The sequence below is a fragment of the Pusillimonas sp. ANT_WB101 genome, from assembly GCF_008369125.1.
Lineage (GTDB): Bacteria > Pseudomonadota > Gammaproteobacteria > Burkholderiales > Burkholderiaceae_B > Allopusillimonas.
Window position 1 is genome coordinate 131,915 of record NZ_VOAY01000006.1, and the last position, 14,781, is coordinate 146,695.

11 protein-coding genes are annotated in these 14,781 nt (G+C 55.2%); 1 reads left to right on the plus strand and 10 read right to left on the minus strand.

The features are described from left to right. Positions 1-41 precede the first annotated feature (41 nt). The 3 genes from lpdA to FQ179_RS21510 form a co-directional block, all read right to left on the minus strand. Complete coding sequence (gene lpdA / locus FQ179_RS21500) at positions 42-1,469, minus strand: dihydrolipoyl dehydrogenase (RefSeq protein WP_149399694.1); 1,428 nt, start codon at positions 1,467-1,469, stop codon at positions 42-44. Between the two features lie 180 nt (positions 1,470-1,649). Next, a complete protein-coding gene (odhB, locus tag FQ179_RS21505; protein ID WP_149399696.1) occupies positions 1,650-2,861 on the minus strand; it encodes a 2-oxoglutarate dehydrogenase complex dihydrolipoyllysine-residue succinyltransferase in 1,212 nt (403 codons plus the stop codon). Positions 2,862-2,896: 35 nt separating this feature from the next. Further along, a complete protein-coding gene (locus FQ179_RS21510) occupies positions 2,897-5,767 on the minus strand; it encodes a 2-oxoglutarate dehydrogenase E1 component (RefSeq protein WP_149399698.1) in 2,871 nt (956 codons plus the stop codon). Positions 5,768-6,075: 308 nt separating this feature from the next. On the opposite strand from FQ179_RS21510, the gene FQ179_RS21515 reads away from it, so the two are divergent. Further along, positions 6,076-8,373, plus strand: a complete 2,298-nt coding sequence (locus FQ179_RS21515) for an NADP-dependent malic enzyme (RefSeq protein ID WP_149399700.1) — start codon at positions 6,076-6,078, stop codon at positions 8,371-8,373. Positions 8,374-8,737: 364 nt separating this feature from the next. Here FQ179_RS21515 and gltA read toward each other — a convergent pair whose 3' ends face one another. From gltA to FQ179_RS21550, 7 genes are all read right to left on the minus strand, one after another. Beyond that, positions 8,738-10,042, minus strand: a complete 1,305-nt coding sequence (gene gltA / locus FQ179_RS21520) for a citrate synthase (protein ID WP_149399702.1) — start codon at positions 10,040-10,042, stop codon at positions 8,738-8,740. 18 nt (positions 10,043-10,060) lie between these two features. Beyond that, positions 10,061-10,321: a succinate dehydrogenase assembly factor 2 gene (locus tag FQ179_RS21525; protein ID WP_149399704.1), complete on the minus strand. Its 261-nt coding sequence runs from the start codon at positions 10,319-10,321 to the stop codon at positions 10,061-10,063. A 17-nt stretch (positions 10,322-10,338) separates the two neighbouring features. Then, on the minus strand, positions 10,339-11,055 hold the full coding sequence (locus FQ179_RS21530) for a succinate dehydrogenase iron-sulfur subunit (protein WP_149399706.1): 717 nt from the start codon (positions 11,053-11,055) through the stop codon (positions 10,339-10,341). Positions 11,056-11,068: 13 nt separating this feature from the next. After that, the gene (sdhA, locus tag FQ179_RS21535) at positions 11,069-12,844 is read right to left on the minus strand and encodes a succinate dehydrogenase flavoprotein subunit (RefSeq protein ID WP_149399708.1); all 1,776 of its coding nucleotides are present in this window, start codon (positions 12,842-12,844) and stop codon (positions 11,069-11,071) included. Between the two features lie 3 nt (positions 12,845-12,847). Continuing rightward, positions 12,848-13,228: a succinate dehydrogenase, hydrophobic membrane anchor protein gene (sdhD, locus tag FQ179_RS21540; protein WP_149399710.1), complete on the minus strand. Its 381-nt coding sequence runs from the start codon at positions 13,226-13,228 to the stop codon at positions 12,848-12,850. Next, entirely contained in the window at positions 13,228-13,641 is a 414-nt protein-coding gene (sdhC, locus tag FQ179_RS21545; protein ID WP_149399712.1) for a succinate dehydrogenase, cytochrome b556 subunit, read from the minus strand. The genes sdhD and sdhC overlap by 1 nt, the downstream gene beginning before the upstream one ends. Before the next feature lie 136 nt (positions 13,642-13,777). Further along, a complete protein-coding gene (locus FQ179_RS21550) occupies positions 13,778-14,548 on the minus strand; it encodes a GntR family transcriptional regulator (protein WP_149399713.1) in 771 nt (256 codons plus the stop codon). Positions 14,549-14,781 lie beyond the last annotated feature (233 nt).

Sequence of the window (14,781 nt, forward strand, 5' to 3'; positions counted from 1 at the left end):
CGCCCTTTTCCTGCATGCCAGGGCCGTTACCAGCCCTGCGATCAGAAGTTGAGCGAACGCTTATCGACGGCCAATGCGGCCTCTTTGAGCGACTCAGAAAGCGTGGGGTGCGCATGGCAGATGCGTGCTATATCTTCGGCAGCACCTCGGAACTCCATAATGGTAACTGCTTCGGCAATGAGCTCGGAAGCCTGCGGCCCGATAATGTGCACGCCCAGCACTTCATCTGTTTTGGCATCGGCAAGCACTTTGACAAAGCCCGTGGTGTTACCCAGCGCGCGTGCGCGACCGTTTGCCATAAACGGAAAACTGCCGGCCTTGTAGGCCCGGCCTTCGGTCTTGAGCTGCTGTTCGTTTTTGCCAACCCAGGCGATCTCGGGCGACGTATAAATGACCCAAGGGATTGTGCCAAAATTGACATGGCCGTGCTGACCAGCAATACGCTCGGCCACGGCAACCCCCTCTTCTTCGGCTTTGTGCGCCAGCATGGGCCCACGCACTACGTCACCCACCGCCCACACATTGGGCAGGTTGGTCTTGCATTCGTCGTCTACAACAATAAAGCCGCGCTCATCGCGCTTCAGGCCTACGGTATCAACACCCAAGCCTTCAACATTGGGAACGCGACCAATAGAAACGATGAGCTTATCGAAAGTGAGCGTTTGCTCTTCGCCTTTGGCATCGGTGTACGGTACGGTGACAGATTTGGACGTGGCTTTGATCTCGCCGATCTTTACACCAGTTTGAATATCGAGCCCTTGCTTGGCCAGCTGCTTCTGGGCTTCTTTGGCTACCTGTTGGTCTACCGCAGCCAGAAAATCGGGCATGGCTTCGAGCACGGTAACCTCTGAACCAAGCCGACGCCACACGCTGCCGAGTTCAAGGCCGATAACGCCCGCACCAATAACCCCAAGCTTCTTGGGCACCGAGGGAATGCGCAGCGCACCATCATTGGACAGCACCTGTTCTTCGTCGAACGGCAGACCAGGCAGTTCGCGAGGCGATGAGCCGGTGGCAATGATTACATGCTTGGACACCAGGTCTTCGTCTTTCTTGCCGGCAACCTTAATGCTCCAGCCGCCGTCCACATGGGCAACAAACGAACCCATGCCATGAAAGAAGGTGACCTTGTTCTTTTTGAGCAGATACAGAATGCCTTCGTTGTTTTCTTTGACGACAGAGTCTTTGCGACCAAGAAGCTTGTTGAGCTTGAGCTTGACGTCTTTGACTTCGATGCCGTGGTCTTCGAAGTGCTCATTGACCTGTTCATAATATTCGGACGACTGCAGCAGCGCTTTGGAGGGGATGCACCCTACGTTGGTGCAAGCACCACCAGGGGCAGGCTTGCCGTCGGAGGTACTCCATGCATCGATGCACGCTACCGACATGCCTAGTTGCGCGGCGCGGATGGCGGCAATATACCCGCCGGGGCCCGCGCCAATCACGACTACGTCAAATTGTTTTGCCATAATGATTTCTCGGTTTCATAGAGTTGACGCAAACCTTGAACAGGCTCACGCGTCAGGGGAAAGCGGCGGTGCACTCAACACGCTTCCGTTATCGTTGGAGCAGGCCCGAAAAAGCCCCGACCGCAGTCCGTTGCACGGGACGCTGCCGGGGCCTGTATCAGACCCGCTTCGGCACGCGGCTTACAGATCGAGCAACAGGCGCTGCGGATCTTCAAGCGCTTCTTTCATGGCGACCAAAGCCAGCACCGCTTCACGGCCATCAATAATACGGTGGTCATAAGACAGAGCGAGGTAGTTCATGGGCCGGATGACAATCTGGCCATTCTCAACAACTGCCCGGTCTTTAGTGGCATGAATACCAAGAATGGCCGACTGAGGCGGGTTGATGATGGGAGTGGAAAGCATGGAGCCAAACACCCCACCGTTGGAGATGGAGAACGTGCCACCAGTGAGTTCTTCAAGCGTCAGCTTGCCGTCACGGGCACGCGTGCCGAAGTTGGCGATCTGCTTCTCAATTTCGGCAATCGACATTTGGTCGGCGTTGCGCAAAATGGGTACAACCAGACCACGCGGGCTGCCGACAGCGATGCCGATGTCGAAGTAACCATGGTAAATAATGTCTTTGCCATCAACGGAAGCATTGACCACCGGGTATTTTTTCAGTGCAGCAACCGCTGCCTTGACGAAGAACGACGTAAAACCCAGCTTGACGCCGTGCTCTTTTTCGAACTGGTCTTTGTAGCGCTTGCGCACATCAAGAATGCCCTGCATATTGACTTCGTTAAACGTCGTCAATATGGCGTTTTCAGATTGCGATTGAATGAGGCGCTCGGCCACACGGGCACGCAGTCGGCTCATGGGTACGCGCTGCTCAGGGCGCCCGTCGAGCGACAGGGCCGGTGCAGCGACTGGGGCAGCGGCTTTCTTGGCGGGCGCAGTGCCAGCCTCAAGCGCATCACCCTTGGTAATGCGACCGCCACGGCCAGTGCCGTCGACACTGGATGGGTCTACGCCTTTTTCAGCCAAAATTTTGCCAGCGGCGGGCGAAGCGACGGCCGACTTTGCCGAGGCGGTCGGCGCCGAGGCGGCAGCCTCGGCCTGCGGTGCTGGCGCATCGGCTGGCTTTTCGGCGGGCGCTGCGGCGGCTTTGGCATCGGTGTCGATACGCGCCAGCACTTCACCCGAAGTTACCGTACTGCCATCGCCTTTGACGATTTCTTTAAGAACGCCAGACGCAGGAGCAGGCACCTCAAGCACCACCTTGTCAGTTTCGACCTCGATCAGAATCTCGTCAGCCTCAACCATTTCGCCAGGCTGTTTTTTCCACTCGAGCAAGGTTGCTTCCGAAATCGATTCAGAAAGCTGGGGTACGAGAACGTCTGTAATTGCCATGATATGTATTCCGTTTGTAGTTTTAGATCTGTACGTTATTTGGTCAGCATGAAGCCCTTGAACTTGGCGGAAAGCGCCTGTTCAAGCAGATTGCGCTGTTGCTCCTGGTGCTTTGCCAGGTAGCCCACGGCAGGCGAAGCAGATGCCTGACGGCCCGCGTAACCCAGCCTTTGCCCTTCAGCCATATTCTCGTACAAATGATGCTGAATATAAAACCAGGGCCCCTGGTTTTGTGGCTCGTCTTGCGTCCACACAACTTCCTTGGCATTCGGGTACTTTTGCAGTTCGGCCTGGAAGGCTTTGTGGGCAAAGGGGTACAGTTGCTCAACACGCAAAATGGCGACGTCGTTGTGCTCACCCTCTTGGCGCGCATGGATGAGGTCGTAGTAAACCTTGCCCGAACACGCTATTACGCGCCTGACATTCTCTGGAACAATCGCAGCGTCAGTTTCGCCAATGACGGTCAGGAACTGACCTGTGGCCAAGTCTTCGAGTGGCGATGCAGCTGACTTGTTGCGCAGCAACGACTTAGGCGTCAGTATGACCAGCGGCTTGCGGAAGGGCCGGATCATTTGACGACGTAACAGATGAAAAATCTGCGCGCCGTTGGTGGGCTGTGCCACCTGAATGTTGTTGTCAGCACACAGTTGCAGGAAACGTTCGATACGGGCCGATGAGTGCTCAGGGCCCTGTCCTTCGTAACCATGCGGCAGCATGAGTGTGAGCCCGCACTGACGGCCCCACTTGGCTTCACCCGACGTGATGAACTGGTCGATAACGACTTGCGCACCATTGACGAAGTCGCCGAACTGCGCTTCCCAGATGGTTAGTGTGTTGGGCTCAGCGGTAGCGTAGCCATACTCAAAGGCCAGCACAGCTTCTTCTGAAAGAACAGAGTCAATGACGGTAAACGGCGCCTGGTTGTCAGAGACATTTTGCAGCGGAATATACGTCCCATCATTCCAGCGTTCGCGCTTTTGGTCATGCAATACAGCATGTCGATGCGTAAACGTACCGCGACCTGAGTCTTGCCCAGTAATGCGAATGGCATAGCCATTGCTCACCAGGGTGGCAAACGCCAGATGCTCGCCCATGCCCCAATCGATATTGTGCTCGCCCCGAGCCATTTTGCGGCGTTCAGTAAGCAGTTTTTCAACCAGCGAGTGCACGGTGAAATTTTCGGGCACCATGGTCAGGCGCTCGCCAATACGGGTAAGCTCGGCTGCCGGCAAGGCGGTGTCAGCCTGGTCTGTCCATTTGGCGCCCAGAAATGGCGTCCAGTCAGTGGCGTACTTGTTTTTGTAATCGGTAAGCACCGGCTCGATGGTGCGCTGACCATCTTCCATGAGCTGGCGATAGGCCTTGACCATGTCGTCGGGCTCGTTTTCGGCCAGAATGCCTTGCGTAACCAGCTTGTCGGCATAAACCTTGCGGGTACCGGGGTGCTTGCCTATGCTCTTGTACATAAGCGGCTGAGTCAGCGAGGGGGTGTCCTGCTCGTTGTGACCCAGTTTACGGAAGCAGATGATGTCTACAACGACGTCGTGATGAAACTGCATGCGGTAATCGAGAGCAAGCTGCGTCACGTACACGACCGCTTCGGGATCGTCGCCATTTACATGAAAAACCGGCGCCTCGATCATTTTTACCACGTCGGTGCAATACAGGGTGGAACGCGTATCGCGTGGGTCAGACGTTGTGAAACCGATCTGGTTGTTGATGACGATATGCAGGGTACCGCCCGTACCATAGCCGCGCGTCTGGGCCATGTTAAGGGTTTCCATGACAACACCCTGACCGGCAAAGGCTGCGTCACCATGCACCAGCACAGGCAACACCTGCAGCCCCTCAACATCGCCACGGCGATCTTGACGGGCGCGCACGCTGCCTTCTACAACCGGGTTTACGATTTCGAGGTGCGATGGGTTAAATGCCAGTGAAAGGTGCACCGGACCGCCACGTGTGGACAGGTCGCTGGAAAAACCGTTGTGATACTTGACGTCGCCGTCGGTCAGGCCATCAGGGTGCTTGCCTTCAAACTCGGCGAACAGATCACCGGGCATTTTGCCCATGATGTTCACCAGCATATTCAGGCGACCACGGTGGGCCATGCCCACGATGATTTCCTGAACACCGTTTTCACCTGCGTGATTAACAACCTCATCCATAGAGGCGATAAACGACTCGCCACCCTCAAGCGAAAAGCGCTTCTGCCCTACGTACTTGGTATGCAGAAAACGCTCAATGCCTTCGGCCTCGGTAATCTGCTGCAGAACATGGCGTTTTTCATCAGCGGTAAGCGAAGGCACGCCCAGCGTAGACTCGAGGCGTTCTTGGATCCAACGTTTGGCCGTTGGATCAGAAATATGCATGAACTCGGCGCCGATATTGCCGCAATAGGTATCACGCAAGGCCTTGAGCATGTCGCGCATGGTCATGGTGTCGGCTTTGGTGAAATACGTATTGGTGGCCGAATAAACCTGGTCAAGATCAGAGGCGGTTAAACCATAGAAGGCCGGATCGAGTTCGGGGATGTCAGGCCGATCTGCGCGCTTGAGTGGGTCAAGATTGGCAATGCGGGCGCCCAGTGAACGGTACGCCGCGATAATCGACTGAACATACACCTGCTTGCCGGCAAACGTCAGGTCTGCCTGCTGAGTGTGAACAACAAATTTGTTTTCTTTGGCGCGTTGAGCGAACGATTCAACAATTGGGGCGTGAGGCTGATCGCGAGTAACCTCGCTGCCATCGGTGGCCGGAAGATGTTGAAGCTGGTCGAAGTAATTGCGCCAGGGTTCAGAAACCGAACCTGGATTATCGAGGTATGACTCGTAGAGCTCCTCGACATATGGAGCATTACTGCCAAACAAATAAGAATTAGATAAAAGTTCTTGTACCGATGACATATATTCGCTTCACCTATCCGAGTGCCTCACTCGTTATAGTGCAGGGGACAACCTTCCGCGACACGGCCAGACCGATTAGCGGATAGCGGGGGCAGAAGGCAACTTGTACGACGCCTTAATTAGCCGTATTCACGTTAGTATACCCTTGATGCTCTGTGCAGACCTAAACTGGAGGGCCGGAAACGCAGGTATACGGCGATTCCGTTGGCATAATCAAACACCCTTGTTGCAAGCTGTGAGCAAATCTCGCCAAAAGCGGTTCAGAACATGTAATGTACGTTTTCTAATCTATTCAGGAGCACTCACCCATGGACGCCAACGCCGATCTCACCAAGCTCGCCCTCGATTACCACGCCTACCCTACACCAGGCAAAATCTCCGTCATGCCTACCAAGCCGCTGGCAAATCAGGATGATTTATCGCTGGCTTATTCACCCGGCGTCGCTATTGCCTGCATGGCCATTCATGCCGAAGGCGATAACGCAGCAGCCATGTACACGTCCCGTGCCAACCTGGTTGGCGTCATCACCAATGGCACCGCTGTTCTGGGCCTGGGCAACATCGGGCCACTGGCTTCCAAGCCCGTCATGGAGGGCAAAGCCTGTTTGTTCAAAAAGTTTGCCGGCATTGATGTTTTTGATATCGAGCTTGACGAAAACGATCCCGACAAACTGGTTGACATTATTGCAGCGCTCGAACCAACGCTAGGCGGCGTCAACCTCGAAGACATCAAGGCGCCAGAGTGCTTTTATATTGAGAAAAAACTGCGCGCGCGCATGAAGATACCTGTCTTTCATGACGATCAGCACGGCACGGCCATTATTTCAGCCGCCGCCATTCTCAATGGCCTCAAGGTCGTAAAAAAGGAAATCGGTCAGGTCAAGCTGGTGTGTTCAGGTGCGGGTGCGGCAGCCATCGCCTGCCTCGATTTGCTGGTGCATCTGGGCATCAAGCGTGAAAACGTTTTCGTGGTCGACTCGCGTGGCGTCATCACCAAAGGCCGTGATGCCGCTATGGAACCTAATAAAGCACGCTACGCGCAAGACACCGAAGCGCGTACGCTTGCCGATGTTTGCCAGAATGCAGATGTGTTTCTGGGGTGCTCGGCACCAGGCGTGCTCAAGGCGGAAATGGTCACTTCCATGGCCTCCAGCCCGCTCATTCTTGCGCTTGCCAACCCCGAGCCCGAAATACGTCCTGAAATTGCCAAGGCAGCCCGACCTGACTGCATTGTCGCCACCGGCCGGTCTGACTACCCCAACCAGGTCAACAACGTACTCTGCTTTCCTTTCATCTTCAGGGGCGCACTCGATTGTGGTGCCACCATCATCAATGAAGAAATGAAGCTGGCCGCTGTCACTGCCATTGCCGAGCTTGCTCAAGCAGAGCAAAACGACGAGGTTGCAACGGCCTATGCTGGGCAAGAACTGACCTTCGGGCCTGAATACATTATTCCTAAGCCGTTCGACTCTCGCCTGATTGTCAAAATAGCCCCCGCCGTGGCGCAGGCCGCCGCTGACTCAGGCGTGGCACGCCGACCCATTGAAGACATGGATGCCTATCGCGCCAAGTTGACCAGCTTCGTGTATCACACCGGTCAGCTGATGCGCCCTCTGTTCATGCAGGCTAAAAGCGCGCCCAAACGCGTCATCTTCGCCGACGGTGAAGACGAGCGCGTGCTGCGTGCCGCCCAGACCATTGTCGATGAGAAAATCGGCCACCCTATATTGGTGGGGCGACCATCGGTCATCAACATGCGCCTTGAAAAATTTGGCCTGCGCCTGACAGTCGGCGTCGATATCGATATTGTTGACCCCGAAGATGACGCCCGTTTCAATGAAACCTGGATGGCCTACTACAAAATGAAGGGTCGCGACGGCGTAACGCCCGAAATCGCCAAAGCCATGGTGCGCAAGCATAATTCGCTCATTAGCGTCATGCTGCTTCAGCGCGGCGATGCCGACGCCATGATATGCGGGATCAGTAGCCGCTTTGACAACCAGTTGCGTTATGTGGACGAGGTTATCGGGCTAAAGCAAGATGCAAAGGTCTATGCTGCCATGAATGTGCTGATGTTGCCTACGCAAACGCTGTTCATTTGCGACACACACGTCAATGAAGACCCAACGGCAGAAGAGATCGCCGACATGACGATACTGGCGGCGGCAGAAATGCAGCGCTTTGGTGTAGTGCCAAAAGTCGCCCTGCTTTCCCATTCCAACTTTGGCAGCCGCAAGACCGCTTCGTCGCTGAAAATGGCGCGTGCTCGCGAAATATTGGCCGAGCGCGTCCCCACGCTCGAGGTCGATGGCGAGATGCACGCTGACTCGGCATTGTCAGAGGCAATCCGTCTGAACGCCTTCCCCGACTCAACGCTAAAGGGGCCAGCCAACTTGCTGATTGCACCTAATCTTGACACAGGCAACATCACCTACAACATGCTCAAGATGACGGGAAGCAACGGCATTGCCATGGGGCCAGTATTGCTCGGTGCCGCTCGGCCCGTGCATATTCTCACCACCAGCGCCACAGTACGCCGCATCGTCAACATGACCGCGCTGGCTGTGGTTGACGCACAGCAGGAGGCCGGCCAAGTAACGCTTTAAGGGCCATACGCGCGGCAGATTCATCATCACCGTGCATTTACTTAGCAAGGCGGGCTTTATGCCCGCCCTGTTTTATTCCGCACCACCCTGCTCGCCTCTTTTCAGCTAACGCCATATTTTCGCCGGCCGCGCGTTCTTTCGCATCCTCTGGTGCGCGTACGCCTGTCTGTGCTCTGGTGAACCTTGCGGGAAAAGGCTCAAAGATCGTAGATAGGCTGAATTTATCGCGTAAGCAGAGTTGCTCACCGTGCCTCAAGCAGTGCAGGCTCATGACCAGGCTATCAAAACTGCCAAACAAGCGATCTTAAGACTAAAAAACCCGGCACAGGCCGGGTTTTTACTGCTGCGGACCCAGGCCCCGACGTTATTGCGTCTTGGGTACGTCGCGAACCACCGAACCGTCGTACAACTGGCGTGGGCGGCCGATTTTGTAGTCAGGGTCAGACAGCATTTCATTCCATTGAGCGATCCAGCCTACCGTACGAGCCAAGGCGAAAATTGCCGTGAACAAAGAGGTGGGAATGCCAATGGCACGCTGAACAATACCGGAGTAAAAGTCAACGTTGGGGTAAAGCTTGCGTTCAACAAAGTATGGATCCTCGAGCGCAATGCGTTCGACTTCCATGGCCAGTTTGAACAAGGGGTCGTTTTCAAGACCCAGTGCACTGAGCACTTCTTTGCAGGTTTCCTGCATCAGCTTGGCACGCGGGTCATAATTTTTGTACACGCGGTGACCAAAGCCCATGAGGCGCACGCCCGAGTTTTTGTCTTTGACCTTTTCCATGAACTCGCCAACCTTGGCGATACCGCCGTTGGCCTGAAGGTCTTCGAGCATTTGCAGGCATGCTTCGTTGGCACCACCGTGTGCAGGGCCCCACAAGCATGCTACGCCGGCTGCAATCGCAGCAAACGGATTGGTGCCCGACGAACCGCAAAGGCGAACGGTAGAGGTTGACGCATTCTGTTCGTGATCTGCATGCAGAACAAAAATACGATCGAGTGCACGCTCTACTACTTCGTTGACTTTATAGTCTTCGCACGGTGTGGCAAACATCATGCGCAAGAAGTTGCCCGTGTAGGACAGGTCATTTTTCGGGTAGATCAATGGCTGACCAAGCGAGTGCTTGTAGGCCATGGCCACCAGCGTGGGCATTTTCGCAATAAGGCGAATGGCAGACACATGACGATGATGCGGGTTGGTGATGTCGGTGGAATCATGATAGAAAGCCGACAATGCGCCAACCAGCCCCGTCAGCACAGCCATAGGGTGTGCGTCGCGACGGAAACCGAGCAAAAACACCTGCATCTGCTCATGCACCATGGTGTGATGCGTTACGGTTGTGTCAAATTCTAGCTTTTGATCCGGTGTGGGCAATTCGCCATTAAGGATCAAGTAGCAAATATCGAGAAAATCGTAACCCTGGGCCAGCTGGTCAATTGGGTAGCCACGATACAGCAGCTGCCCTTTGTCGCCATCAATATAGGTAATACCCGACTCGCACGACGCCGTCGAGAGAAAGCCAGGGTCATAGGTAAACATGCCGCTCTGGCCATACAGCTTACGAATGTCAATAACGTCGGGCCCAAGCGTCCCCTGATAAACAGGAAACTCAATAGGCGCGCTGTCATCGGAAAACGATAGCGTGGCCTTCTTGTCTGACAATTGCATCACAATCTTCCTTAAAAATTACAGCTCTCGCATCTGCGAAACCAGCCGGCAGATATCGGGTGTGTCGTAAACACCCTCAGGCTCGGTCCGGCCCAGCAATACATCAAGCAAATCGTTGTCGTCCATCTCGAACAGCAAAGTAAGGGACGACACGTCAGCATCGGTTAACTCAACCTCAAAGCGGTCGAGAAACCGGGTAATGATCATGTCGTTTTCGAGCAGACCCCTGCGGGCCCGCCAACGCAGACGGGCGCGTTGGAGTTCGGACAGCTTTTTCATGAACGTGACAATACCTGCTAAATAGTGCGGCGAACCAGCATTTCTTTGATCTTGCCAATGGCGGCTGAGGGATTAAGCCCTTTGGGACAGACGTCAGCACAGTTCATGATGGTATGGCAACGGAACAGACGGTAAGGGTCTTCAAGATTGTCGAGACGCTCGCCCGTGGCCTCATCACGCGTATCAACAATAAAGCGATACGCTTGCAGCAGACCTGCGGGCCCAACGAACTTGTCGGGATTCCACCAGAATGACGGGCAGGCAGTGGAACAGCACGCGCACAGAATACATTCGTACAGGCCGTTAAGCTCGTCGCGCGCCTCGGGCGACTGCAGACGCTCCTTCTCGGGAGGTGCCTGATCGTTGATCAGGTATGGCTTGATCGAATGATACTGGTTAAAGAAGTGCGTCATGTCGACGATAAGATCGCGCACAACAGGCAGCCCTGGCAATGGCTTGAGCACGATAGGCTGTTTGAGCTCACGCAAGTTGGTCGTGCAGGCCAGACCATTCTTGCCATTGATGTTCATGGCATCGGAACCGCAGACGCCCTCACGGCACGAGCGGCGCAGCGCCAGGCTGTCGTCGACTTCATGTTTAATGCGCGTGAGCGCGTCGAGCAGCATTTTATCTGTAGGCTGCAGCGCGACTTCGAGCTTTTGCATGTAAGGGCGCTCGTCCTTGTCAGGATCGTAGCGGTAGATCTCAAATTTAACGACGCGTTTTTCGCTCATTTCAATATCCTGCTTAGAATGTCCGGGCCTTGGGCGGGAAGCTGTCTACAGAGAGAGGCTTCAATTGCACTGGCTTGTAGTCGAGGCGGCTGCCTTCGGAATACCATAAGGAGTGACGCAGCCACTTCTCATCGTCACGCTCGGGGTAATCATCGAGCGCATGCGCACCGCGACTTTCAAAACGATTGGCGGCCGATTTTGTGGTTGCGCGAGCAACTTCGATCATGTTGCCAAGCTCAAGCGCTTCTACACGCGCTGTATTGAAGATCTTGGATTTGTCTTTGAAGTACACCTGCTCAACACGCTGGGAGATTTGTTCCATTTGCTCAACGCCCTCGTTGAGCAGCTTGAGGGTACGGAACACACCGCAATGCGCCTGCATGCAGTTGCGCATGGAGTCATGCACCTGATAAACGTTTTCGCCCGATGAGCGCGACTCAACCTTGTTGACGCGATCGAGTGAAGCATCGATGGCTGACTCAGGGATGTTTTGATGGGCGTGCTGGCGCTCGGGGTGCGATTCGACAATATGATTGCCGGCAGAACGGCCAAACACGATAAGGTCGAGCAAGGAGTTGGTACCCAGGCGGTTGGCGCCGTGTACCGATGTAGCAGCACACTCGCCGATGGCATACAAACCGTTGACCGGAGTGTTTTCGCCGTTGGCATACGTCATGACCTGCCCGTAAAGGTTGGTGGGCACACCACCCATCTGATAGTGAATGGTCGGCACTACCGGAATCGGTTCTTTAATGGGGTCGACGTTTGCGAACTTGATGGCAATTTCGCGGATGGAAGGCAGACGCTTCATGATGGTGTCGGCGCCCAGATGATCGAGCTTGAGCGTGACATAGCTGCCATCGCCGCAACCACGACCTTCTTTAATTTCTTGGTCCATTGAGCGGGAAACAAAGTCGCGCGGTGCCAGGTCTTTCAGGGTTGGCGCATAGCGCTCCATGAAACGCTCGCCGTCTTTATTGAGCAGAATACCGCCCTCGCCACGCACACCCTCGGTGATGAGTACGCCCGCACCGGCAACGCCTGTGGGGTGGAATTGCCAGAATTCCATGTCTTCAAGAGGAAGCCCGGCTCGCGCGGCCATGCCCAGACCGTCGCCGGTGTTGATGAAGGCGTTGGTGGAAGCCGCCCAGATGCGCCCAGCTCCACCTGTGGCCAGCACAGTTTGCTTGGCCTCAAGTACGTAGATTTCGCCGGTTTCCATTTCGAGTGCTGTAACGCCGAGCACGTCACCCGCTTGATTGCGCAGCAGATCAAGCGCCATCCACTCTACGAAAAACTGCGTGCGTGCAGCCACGTTGCGCTGATACAGCGTGTGTAGCATGGCATGACCGGTACGGTCTGCAGCAGCACAGGCACGCTGCACGGGCTTTTCGCCAAAACGTGCGGTGTGCCCGCCAAACGGACGCTGGTAAATTGTGCCGTCGGCATTACGGTCAAACGGCATGCCGAAGTGTTCGAGCTCGTACACAGCATTTGGCGCTTCGCGACACATGAATTCGATAGCGTCCTGGTCGCCGAGCCAGTCGGAGCCCTTGACGGTATCGTACATGTGCCAGTACCAGTGGTCTTCGCTCATGTTACCCAGCGATGCACTGACACCACCTTGTGCAGCAACCGTGTGTGAACGGGTGGGGAACACTTTGGTGAGCACAGCCACTGAGAGGCCCGCCTGAGCCAGTTGCAGAGAGCAACGCATGCCGGCCCCGCCGGCCCCGACGACGACCACATCAAACTGGCGGCGCGGTAAAGTAGTTTTGACAGCTGCCACGGCTTATAGACTCCAGAGAATTTTTGCAAAAAAGACGATCGAACCCACCAGCCACAAAAGCGTGAGTGCCTGCAGGAACAAGCGCAGGCCTGCTGACCGGACATAGTCCATCCAGATGTCACGCACGCCAACCCATGCATGCCAGGCTACCGACAGAAACGCCAGCGTTGCCAGCAGCTGCCCGAGGGGAAGCTGGAAACAGGTGAATGTAAACAGATGGCGCCAGGATTCGAACGTAAGCTCGGGGGTGAACAGAATACCCAGGCCCAGAATAATGGTGTAAACGGCCATGATGACCGCCGTAACACGCTGGACGATGAAATCGGCAGTGCCATAATGCGCGCCGACAACCAGGCGCTTGGTACCGAGAAGTTCTTGAGCCATTACCACACCCCAAACAGTTTAAGACCAAAGACCAGCGTCAGGGCCAGGCTGACACCAAACACTACGCCGGCTGTTTTCTGGCCGGTGTGCTTGTCATTACCCAGATGAAGGTCAAGCAAAAGATAGCGAATGCCAGCGCAGAAATGGTGCAGGTAGCCCCAGATCAATACCAGCAGCACAATTTTGAACAGCGGATTGGAGACCCATGCATGCATTTCTGCAAAGCTTTCCGGCGAGGTAACACTAAGCGCGAACACAGGCAGGATGACCAGCGGAATACAGAGAAAGAGCAGAGCGCCACTGACGCGATGCAGAATCGATGACCTGGCCGCCAGCGGCTGGCGGTAGGACATGAGCTGTTTAAGATTTAAGTTTCGAAACTGCGGACGCGGCTTTGAAGCGGTATCGGACATGATGGCCTCGGGTGATGACAATTAAATTTTATGCAAAGCGCAACTGGTATTTTCGCCGATTTACGGCGTACGTATCAAATCGGTATGAAACATGGGTGTATGTAACATAAACCGTCGACGGACGCAGGCCCGTCAGCTAGTTAAGACTGTTTCGATAATGGAACCGTTCGGTTAAGTACAAACCCCGGCGAACCTCCATGGGGCGATCACCGTATGTGTAGGAAACACGCTCGACGCGCAACAGCGATGTGCCGGGCTGCACCTGAAGCTGTGCAGCCTGCTCATCAGTAGCGGCGACCGCTTTGATCTTTTCTTCAGCGCGCACCATGCTAACCCCGAATTCAGTTTCGAACATGGCGTAGAGCGGACTGCGTATGCGCCCCAGAGACTCAACAGTGAGCCCCTTGAACACGGAACCAGGCAGCCAGATATCGTCAAGAATGGTGGGTATTTTATTAAATGACAGCACTCTGCGCATATTAACCACAGTTTCACCGTGGCGTAGCTCGAGCAGGGCGGCAATGTCGGAGGGTGCGCGCAGCCGACGACATTCTAGAATTTGGCTGCCCGAAACTGGCTGTACGCCGTCGTCAGGAGTGAGCCGCAGAAAACGAAAACGTACACGTGCCTCGCTGTGCGTGGCCACAAACGTACCCTTGCCCTGCCGCCGCAACAACAGGTTTTCGGCAGCAAGCTCATCAATGGCTTTGCGCACGGTACCTTGGCTGACCTGAAAGCGTGCAGCAAGGTCAAGCTCGCTGGGTATGGCTTCGCCAGGCTTCCATTCACCCCGGTCAAGGCTTTGCAAAAGCAAGCCTTTAATCTGCTGATACAGCGGGCTAAACGCGGCGCTGCTGGCAGAGCGATCGTGGGAAGAGCCGCGATCAGTGACGGGAGAGTCGGACATGACGGTTACGGAGTGTTTAACGGATCGATAAGAGCGCGAGCCGAATAAAATATCTGGTTAAAGGGAATCCCGCCATTTTCGCATGCCGGGCAAATTATGTCTAACACTCTTCTGTCTTATATAAGATATAAGACGTTTGACGCCTGTTTCAATATTCGCTACTCTACCCCGCTGTGCCCGCGCGACGTCCCGGGCCCCAGATTTCGCCGCCGGCCCGCTCCGGCCATACACGC

Bases quoted from the DNA above. Each gene is read 5' to 3' on its own strand.
- lpdA (WP_149399694.1), bottom strand. From the start codon at position 1,469: ATGGCAAAACAATTTGACGTAGTCGTGATTGGCGCGGGCCCCGGCGGG.
- odhB (WP_149399696.1), bottom strand. From the start codon at position 2,861: ATGGCAATTACAGACGTTCTCGTACCCCAGCTTTCTGAATCGATTTCG.
- FQ179_RS21510 (WP_149399698.1), bottom strand. From the start codon at position 5,767: ATGTCATCGGTACAAGAACTTTTATCTAATTCTTATTTGTTTGGCAGT.
- FQ179_RS21515 (WP_149399700.1), top strand. From the start codon at position 6,076: ATGGACGCCAACGCCGATCTCACCAAGCTCGCCCTCGATTACCACGCC.
- gltA (WP_149399702.1), bottom strand. From the start codon at position 10,042: ATGCAATTGTCAGACAAGAAGGCCACGCTATCGTTTTCCGATGACAGC.
- FQ179_RS21525 (WP_149399704.1), bottom strand. From the start codon at position 10,321: ATGAAAAAGCTGTCCGAACTCCAACGCGCCCGTCTGCGTTGGCGGGCC.
- FQ179_RS21530 (WP_149399706.1), bottom strand. From the start codon at position 11,055: ATGAGCGAAAAACGCGTCGTTAAATTTGAGATCTACCGCTACGATCCT.
- sdhD (WP_149399710.1), bottom strand. From the start codon at position 13,228: ATGGCTCAAGAACTTCTCGGTACCAAGCGCCTGGTTGTCGGCGCGCAT.
- sdhC (WP_149399712.1), bottom strand. From the start codon at position 13,641: ATGTCCGATACCGCTTCAAAGCCGCGTCCGCAGTTTCGAAACTTAAAT.
- FQ179_RS21550 (WP_149399713.1), bottom strand. From the start codon at position 14,548: ATGTCCGACTCTCCCGTCACTGATCGCGGCTCTTCCCACGATCGCTCT.